The organism is Methylobacterium sp. E-066, assembly GCF_022829635.1.
Lineage (GTDB): Bacteria > Pseudomonadota > Alphaproteobacteria > Rhizobiales > Beijerinckiaceae > Methylobacterium.
In genome coordinates this window covers 155700-162883 of the sequence record NZ_JAKSYO010000214.1, presented here as the reverse complement: position 1 = coordinate 162883, position 7184 = coordinate 155700, and the positions used below count along the sequence as shown (strand labels likewise).

Genomic DNA, 7184 nt, shown 5'->3' with positions numbered 1-7184 from the left:
GTCGCATCCCTCACCCTGTCCCTCTCCCGCACGGGAGAGGGGACCTGCGCCTCATTCGGTGCCGGGTGAAGACCGGAGCCCACGGAGGGGGGCGGAAGAGGCGTCGAGGGCCAGATCAACGCCGTGGTCTCGGCCAGATCGTCGACGTAGTTGTGCGACAGGCGGAACAGCACGGGGTCGATGCGCGCTTCCACCAGGCCGCGGATGAACGCCGGCTTGGCTTCGCGAAAATTCAGCGTGCCGGTCATGGCTGAATAAGAAAGATCAGCGAGCTCGTCCCATCAAGGGAAGGGGCTCTATAGGACTTCGGGTGGTCTCACCCTCGACCTCATCCTGAGGTGCCCGCGTCAGCGGGCCTCGAAGGAGCCCTCCAGGGATCGCTGAGATGTCTGAGGGCTCCTTCGAGGCCGAACGATCTGCGATCGCCCGGCACCTCAGGATGAGGGGGAGATCTGGATCCTTGTAGCCTCAGGCTTTCTTGTTCTTCGCCCGCTCAATCGCTTCCTCGATCAGCCGGTGGGCCTCTTCCTTGTCGCCCCAGCGGACGAACTTGACCCACTTTCCGGGCTCCAGATCCTTGTAGTGCTCGAAGAAGTGCTGGATCTGCTGGATCGTGATGTCGGGCAGGTCGGTGTAGTTCTCGACCCGGTCGTAGCGCTTGGTCAGGTGGCGGGAGGGAACCGCGATGACCTTCTCGTCCTCGCCGCCCTCGTCCTGCATCACCATCACGCCGACGGGGCGCGCGCTGATGATCGCGCCGGGCAGCACCGCGCGGGTGTTGGCCACCAGCACGTCGCAGGGATCGCCGTCGCCCGACAGGGTGTGCGGGATGAAGCCGTAATTCCCGGGGTAGAACATCGGCGTATAGAGGAACCGGTCGACGACCAGCGCGCCCGATTCCTTGTCCATCTCGTACTTGATTGGTTCGCCACCGAGCGGCACCTCGATGATGACGTTGACGTCGTGCGGGGGCTTCTTGCCGAGCGGGATGGCGTCGATGTTCATGGCGTATCGCTTCCGGGATGCGGCTTGCACCGCTTCCCCGACCTCTTAGATGCCTGGCTCCACGATGCAAATCAGTATCGGCGCGAGGCCGGCAACGAGTCCCAAGAAACGTTAGCTGAACAGGTAACCGACCTTGGGCAGCGCGACCCCCGCCACCCGGTCCAGCACCCGCGGCCCGGCCTGGCCGCCCAGCCCCTCGTAGAACGCGCCGGCCCGGGCATTGTCCTCCAGGCTCCAGACGCCGAGCTGGGTGAGGCCATGATCGGCGAGATCGTTGCGGACCGCCTTGAACAGGCGGCGTCCGAGGCCGACCCCCTGGTATTCCGGCAGCAGGTAGAGCTCGTCGATCTCCGCCTCGGTGCCGAGCGCCCGGCTGCGGGTGCGCCCGTAGGCGGCGTAGCCGACCACCCGCTCGCCGGTCTCGACCAGGGCGATCGGCCGGCCCCGGCGCAGGGCGCTGCGCCACCAGGCACGGTCGCGCCCGGCGATCAGCCGCTCCAGAGCCACCCCGGGGATGATGCCGCGATAGGCCTCGCGCCACGAGGCATCGAACACCGTCGACAGGCTGCCGAGATCGGCCTCGCGAGCCCGGCGGATGCTCGTGGTGCGCGTGCTCATGGGTTTCCGGCCTTCCCCCGTCGACCGTCGGATAACCCGCGCGGCCCGCCCAGGTTCGATCCCGATCCAGGCAGAGTGAAGGCAAGATCGGCGCCGGTTTTTTTGGAACGTTTTCGTGGTCCGTGGGAAAAGGGCGTGACCGGCCGGTCCGACAGGCGAATTGCCGGGCTTCCGGGGGGCTGTTAGAGCCGGCTCCCGATTCCTCGGCAGCCCCCATCGTGTTCAACCGCTTCCTCAAGCCCGAGACGCGCTACGCGCGCCGCATGGCCCGGATCGCCCGCTTCGAGCGGCCGATCGCCGGGCCCGGCGACCGGCTGAAGGCCTGGGCGAACATGCTGCTGATCGATCACGGCGTGTTCCGGCTGGCCTATCTCAACCGTCACCGGGTCGGCACCGGCCGGCTCTGGCGCTCGGCCCAGCCCGGGCCGCACCAGCTCGCGCGCTTCCGCGCCGAGGGCGTCCGCACGGTCATCTCCCTGCGCGGCGGGCGCGAGCACGGCTCCTGGCCGCTGCAGCGGGAGGCGTGCGAGCGGCACGGGCTCACCCTGGTCGAGTTCGTGCTGCGTTCCCGCGAGGCTCCCGACCGCGCCACCCTGCTCGCCGCGAAGGATTTCTTCGCCGGCATCCAGTACCCGGCGGTGATGCACTGCAAGTCGGGCGCCGACCGGGCCGGGCTCGCCTCGGCCCTCTACCTGATCCTGCACGAGAACCGCCCGGTGGCCGAGGCCGCCCGCCAGCTCTCGGCCCGCTACGGCCATCTCCGCTTCGCCAAGACCGGCATCCTCGACGCGTTCTTCGCGCGCTACCGCGTGGAGGGCGAGGCCAAGGGGATCGATTTCCTGACCTGGGTCGAGACCATCTATGACCCGGAGGCGCTCAAGCGGGATTTTCGGCCGGGGTTCTGGTCGGATCTAGCTGTGGACCGGGTGCTGCGGCGGGAGTGATCGGAGGCGTCGTTCCTGGCCGACCTCAACGTTGCCGAGCCAAACTGACGGCACAGCCTCGTTCAATCCGTCACGGCGTCATTCCGGGGCCGCGCTGCGGAGCCTGGAATCCATAACCACAGGCAGGAGCAGGTTTTGCACCGTCGGCGGCTCTGGATTCCGGGTTCGCCTACGGCGCCCCGGAATGACAGCGTGGTCAACACGTCCGCCGTCCGTACCCCGCCGGTCCTGGCCCTACTCCGCCGCCGGCCGCGCTGCCTCGCGAAACGGGTGCGCCGGGTAGGTGCCGACCACCCTGAGCTCGCGCGAAAAATAGCCGAGCTCGTCGAGCGCCCGGGCGAGGCCCGGGTCGTCGGGATGGCCGTCCACCTCGGCGTAGAACTGCGTGGCGGTGAACTCGCCGTCCATCATGTAGCTCTCGAGCTTCGACATGTTGACGCCGTTGGTCGCGAAGCCGCCGAGCGCCTTGTAGAGGGCAGCCGGGATGTTGCGCACGCGGAACACGAAGCTGGTCACGCACGGGCCGGTCCCGGCCGCCACCGGTTCGGGATCGGGGGAGAACACCACGAACCGGGTGGTGTTGTGCGCCTCGTCCTCGACGTCGCGCTCCAGGATGTCGAGGCCGTAGACCTCGGCGGCCAGCGCCGGCGCCAGGGCGGCCCGGCTCGGATCGCCGATCTCCGCGACCTCGCGAGCGGCGCCTGCGGTGTCGCCGGCGACCACGGCCTTCAGGCCGAGCCGGCGGACGATCCGCCGGCACTGGCCCAGCGCGTGGACGTGGCTGTGCACGGTCCGCACGGTCTCCAATGCGGTGCCCGGCAGGACCATCAGCTGAAAATGGATCGGTAGAAAATGTTCGGCCACGATGTGCAGCGGCGAGGTCGGGATCAGGTGGTGGATGTCGGCCACCCGGCCGGCGATCGAGTTCTCGATCGGGATCATCGCCCGCTGCGCCCGGCCCTCCGTGACCGCCGCGAAGGCGTCCTCGAAGGTGGCGCAGGGCAGCGGAACCCAGTCCGGAAACGCCTCGGCGCAGATGATGTGCGAGTTGGCCCCGGGCTCACCCTGGTAGGCGATGGTGCGGTCGGTCATCGGGAATGCGGTTCAGTTCAGGCGGCGGGCCTGGAGCAGGGCGCGGGCGCGCTCCAGGTCAGCGGGGGTGTCGACGCCCAGCGGCAGGTCGTCGACGATGACGGCATCGATGCGCATGCCGGCCTCCAGCGCCCGCAGCTGCTCCAGCTTCTCCCGGGTCTCCAGCTCCCCGGGGGGCAGGGCGACGAAGCGGGTCAGCGCGGTGCGGCGATAGGCGTAGAGGCCGATATGGTGCCAGAGCGGACCCTCGCCCCAGGGGGCGCGGGCGCGGGTGAAGTAGAGCGCCCGCAGGCGGCCCGGGCCGACCTGATGGCCGACCAGCTTGACCACGTTGGGATTGTCGGCCTCGTGCGGGTCGGTGATCGGCGCGCAGAGCGTGACGATGTCCACGGTCCGGTCCGAGAGCGGGCCGATCGAGGCGCCGATGATCGCGGGATCGATGGTCGGCAGGTCGCCCTGGACGTTGACCACCACGTCGTGGCGCCCCTCCGGGTCGACGCTCTCCAGCGCCTCGGCGAGGCGGTCCGAGCCGGACGGGTGGTCGGCCCGGGTCATCACGGCGATGCCACCGGCCGCCTCGACGACGCGGACGATCTCCGCGGTGTCGGTGGCCACCACCACGGGGCCGATCCCGGCCTCCATGGCCCGGCGCCAGACATGGACGATCATCGCCTCGCCGGCGATCTCGGCCAGCGGCTTGTTCGGCAGGCGCGTCGCGGCGAGGCGGGCCGGAATCAGGACGAGGGGATCGGACATGAAAGATCGGGGATCAGGGGCTCGCAGCGGAGCGCGGCTGCTTAACAGGCCTGTTCCCGGTTGTCGTCCCTGGCGCCGACGTGGGTCTCCCTCTCGCGATCCGGCAAAATGATGCCGCCGGGTGACAAGCTCGGCGATTTGGCACGGGGGTTTTGGCCCGCGACGGCACGGATCCCTCGACCACCATTGTCAAGATCGTGCCGGAACGGCTAAGCACCCTTGAAATCTTCCAAGGTCCTGTGTCCCGGCGTGCCTGCCTGTGACGGCATGGGCAGATCGAGAGAAGAGCATGAACTCATTCGAGGTGAACAAAGTGCTCGGTGCCGTGCTCGGCGCCCTGTTGTTCGCGGCCGGATCGGGGTTCGTCGCCGAGCTGATCTACCATCCGAGACCTGCCGGAAAAGCCGGTTACGACTTGCCCGAGCCGGAGCCGCAGGCCGCCGCCGCGGCCCCGGAGGCCAAGGTCGAGCCGATCGCGGTGCGGCTCGCCAGCGCCAACGCCGAGAAGGGCGAGGCCGGCACCAAGGCCTGCCGGGCCTGCCACAATTTCGAGAAGGGCGGCCCGAACAAGGTCGGCCCGGACCTGTACGAGGTGGTCGAGCGGCCGAAGGGCGGCCATGCCGGCTTCGAATACTCGGCGGCCCTGAAGGGCAAGGGCGGGGCCTGGACCTACGACGACCTGGACGCCTTCCTGACCAGCCCGAAGGGCTACGCGCCGGGCACCAAGATGGCGTTTGCCGGAATCGCCTCGCCACAGGAGCGCGCCAACGTCATCGCCTACCTGCGCGCCAACGCCGACAGCCCCAAGCCGCTGCCGGCCGTCGAGAAGAGCGACGCCAAGCCGGAGGCAGCCCCCGCCGCCGCCAAGTCCGAGGACAAGCCCGCGCCCGCGCCTGAAAAGCCGTCTGCCGACAAGCCGGCCGCCGGCAAGGCCTCCGAGGGCAAGGACAGCCCGGCCAAGCCCGCCGATACCAGCACGGCCAAGCCGGTCGAGGAGAAATCCGCGGGCAGCCCGCGCGCGCCGAGCGAATCGAGCGACCGCAATGCCCCGGCTCCGCCGGCCGGCGCCCATGACGGCGACCAGCAGGGCACGCCGTCGAGCCTGATCCCCGCCGAGCCGACCGCGCCATCCGCCCCGGCCGCCAAGGAGCCCCCGGCCCAGGCCAATCCCGAGGCGGTGGACCGGGCCAAGAACCTCGAGGTCGACGGCCCGACCAAGGACCTCAACGCGCCGCTGCCAACGCCGAAGGAGTAGGGACGAGGGAGCCGGTCGGGCTCAGGCCCGGCCTTTGCCTTGAGGCGGCCGCGACCCGATGTCAGTTCGGGTCAGACACCGCGAAGGAATTCTCTTGCCCGATCGAAGCGCCGATCCGGCGGGGCGCCGGGCGCCCCTGCCGTTGCTGGTCGCCGTGACCATGACCGGCACGGTGGCGCTGCACATCTTCGTGCCCGCGCTCGCCACCGCCGCCGCCGACCTCGGCACCACCACGGCCGCCGCGCAGCTCACCATCACGGTCTACCTGATCGGGCTTGCGGGCGGCCAACTCCTGTACGGCCCGCTCTCCGACCGGTACGGCCGTCGGCCGATCCTGATCGGCGGGCTGGGCCTCTACCTGGCCGGATTGCTGCTCGCGATCCCGGCCCAGAACATCGGCACTCTGCTGGTGGCGCGGGTGCTGCAATCGCTCGGGGCCTGCGGCTCCCTGGTGATCGGCCGGGCGATGGTGCGGGACGTCTCGACCCGCGAGGACGCGGCCAAAAAGCTCGCGATCCTGACCACCGCCATGACCCTCACCCCCGCCCTGGCCCCGGCGATCGGCGGAGTGGTGAACGAGGCGTTCGGCTGGCGCGCCGTGTTCGTGGTGCTCGCCGGGATCGTGGCTCTGCTCGGCGCCCTGGTGGTGTTCACCCTGCCGGAAACCAACCGGCACAAGGTGGCGCTGCCCGGTTTCGTCGCGGTCCTGGCGGGCTATCTGCGGCTCGTGAAGATCCCAGTGTTCCGCGCCTACCTGGTGGCGGGGGCCTGCGGCGGAACCAGCCTCTACGCCTTCCTGGCGGTGGCGCCGTTCCTACTCGTCGACCGGCTCGGGCGCTCATCGCAGGAGGTGGGGTTCGATTGCCTGATCGTGGTGTTCGGCATGGTCGGGGGCGCCGTAATGGCGAGCCGGCTCGCGACCCGGGTGCCGATCCGCAAGGCGGCGCGCAGCGGCAACCTCCTGTGCATCGCGTCGGCCCTGGCGCTGCTGCTGGTCGACCGGACGGGAATGCTCGGCGTCGTCAGCCTGATCGTGCCGCTGTTTGCTTACGCGGTCGGGGTCGGCCTGCTCAGCCCCAATGCGGTGGCCGGCCTGATGAACGTCGATCCGCATGCGGCGGGCTCCGCCTCCAGTCTCTACGGCTTCACGCAGATGACCTTCGGGGCTCTGTTCACGGCCGCGGCCTCGGCTTGGCCCGCGACGTCGGCGACCCCCGTGGCCCTGGCGCTGCTCACGGCCGGCCTGGTCGCAGCCCTGGCGCTGCGACGCGCGTGATCTCCCCATGCAGCGCCTGATCGTCCTCATGCTGCGAGGATGACAGGTTCCGCGCGATCTCCTTGCCGACAATGTGCAGCAGAACCCGGCTCAGCATCTTCATCTGCGGCGTGCCGTGTTCCGCGATGACGGCATGGGCGGCGATACACGCATCTGCTATGGCATCAAGGTCAGAGGCCCGCTTCATTGCATATCCAATTTGTAAGATGCTCGAATTTGGCTTTCGGAATGTAAGAAT

At 69.4% G+C, this 7184-nt stretch carries 8 protein-coding genes and 1 pseudogene; 3 read left to right on the top strand and 6 right to left on the bottom strand.

Translation table 11 applies throughout. The features are described from left to right. The 3 genes and pseudogenes from MKL20_RS32380 to MKL20_RS32370 all read right to left on the bottom strand — a co-directional run. Positions 1–254: pseudogene (locus MKL20_RS32380) on the bottom strand (ATP-dependent DNA ligase); the annotation flags it as partial. Positions 255–468: 214 nt separating this feature from the next. Further along, complete coding sequence (ppa, locus tag MKL20_RS32375; protein ID WP_243963530.1) at positions 469–1005, bottom strand: inorganic diphosphatase; 537 nt, start codon at positions 1003–1005, stop codon at positions 469–471. A 111-nt stretch (positions 1006–1116) separates the two neighbouring features. Next, positions 1117–1623, bottom strand: coding sequence for a GNAT family N-acetyltransferase (locus tag MKL20_RS32370; RefSeq protein ID WP_050734398.1), 507 nt, complete (start codon positions 1621–1623; stop codon positions 1117–1119). Between the two features lie 218 nt (positions 1624–1841). Between MKL20_RS32370 and MKL20_RS32365 the strand changes: the two genes are divergently transcribed. Then, the gene (locus MKL20_RS32365; RefSeq protein WP_244040119.1) at positions 1842–2567 is read left to right on the top strand and encodes a tyrosine-protein phosphatase; all 726 of its coding nucleotides are present in this window, start codon (positions 1842–1844) and stop codon (positions 2565–2567) included. 234 nt (positions 2568–2801) lie between these two features. Here MKL20_RS32365 and MKL20_RS32360 read toward each other — a convergent pair whose 3' ends face one another. Together MKL20_RS32360 and MKL20_RS32355 are read right to left on the bottom strand one after the other, a co-directional pair. Next, positions 2802–3659 carry a prephenate dehydratase gene (locus tag MKL20_RS32360; protein ID WP_244040118.1) on the bottom strand — a complete coding sequence of 286 codons (858 nt, stop codon included), beginning with the start codon at positions 3657–3659 and terminating at the stop codon, positions 2802–2804. A gap of 12 nt (positions 3660–3671) precedes the next feature. Continuing rightward, the gene (locus tag MKL20_RS32355) at positions 3672–4415 is read right to left on the bottom strand and encodes a 3-deoxy-manno-octulosonate cytidylyltransferase (protein ID WP_244040117.1); all 744 of its coding nucleotides are present in this window, start codon (positions 4413–4415) and stop codon (positions 3672–3674) included. 289 nt (positions 4416–4704) lie between these two features. On the opposite strand from MKL20_RS32355, the gene MKL20_RS32350 reads away from it, so the two are divergent. Together MKL20_RS32350 and MKL20_RS32345 are read left to right on the top strand one after the other, a co-directional pair. After that, positions 4705–5670 (top strand): c-type cytochrome, encoded by a 966-nt coding sequence (locus MKL20_RS32350; protein ID WP_244040116.1) that lies wholly within the window; start codon positions 4705–4707, stop codon positions 5668–5670. A gap of 58 nt (positions 5671–5728) precedes the next feature. After that, entirely contained in the window at positions 5729–6946 is a 1218-nt protein-coding gene (locus tag MKL20_RS32345; RefSeq protein ID WP_409568223.1) for a multidrug effflux MFS transporter, read from the top strand. Here the strand turns inward: MKL20_RS32345 and MKL20_RS32340 are convergent. Further along, positions 6903–7133: a hypothetical protein gene (locus tag MKL20_RS32340; RefSeq protein ID WP_244040115.1), complete on the bottom strand. Its 231-nt coding sequence runs from the start codon at positions 7131–7133 to the stop codon at positions 6903–6905. The genes MKL20_RS32345 and MKL20_RS32340 overlap by 44 nt on opposite strands. Positions 7134–7184: the final 51 nt, after the last annotated feature.

What these genes read in the sequence shown, in the direction of transcription:
- ppa (WP_243963530.1), bottom strand. Translation starts at nt 1,005, where the DNA reads ATGAACATCGACGCCATCCCGCTCGGCAAGAAGCCCCCGCACGACGTC.
- MKL20_RS32370 (WP_050734398.1), bottom strand. Translation starts at nt 1,623, where the DNA reads ATGAGCACGCGCACCACGAGCATCCGCCGGGCTCGCGAGGCCGATCTC.
- MKL20_RS32360 (WP_244040118.1), bottom strand. Translation starts at nt 3,659, where the DNA reads ATGACCGACCGCACCATCGCCTACCAGGGTGAGCCCGGGGCCAACTCG.
- MKL20_RS32355 (WP_244040117.1), bottom strand. Translation starts at nt 4,415, where the DNA reads ATGTCCGATCCCCTCGTCCTGATTCCGGCCCGCCTCGCCGCGACGCGC.
- MKL20_RS32350 (WP_244040116.1), top strand. Translation starts at nt 4,705, where the DNA reads ATGAACTCATTCGAGGTGAACAAAGTGCTCGGTGCCGTGCTCGGCGCC.
- MKL20_RS32345 (WP_409568223.1), top strand. Translation starts at nt 5,729, where the DNA reads ATGTCAGTTCGGGTCAGACACCGCGAAGGAATTCTCTTGCCCGATCGA.
- MKL20_RS32340 (WP_244040115.1), bottom strand. Translation starts at nt 7,133, where the DNA reads ATGAAGCGGGCCTCTGACCTTGATGCCATAGCAGATGCGTGTATCGCC.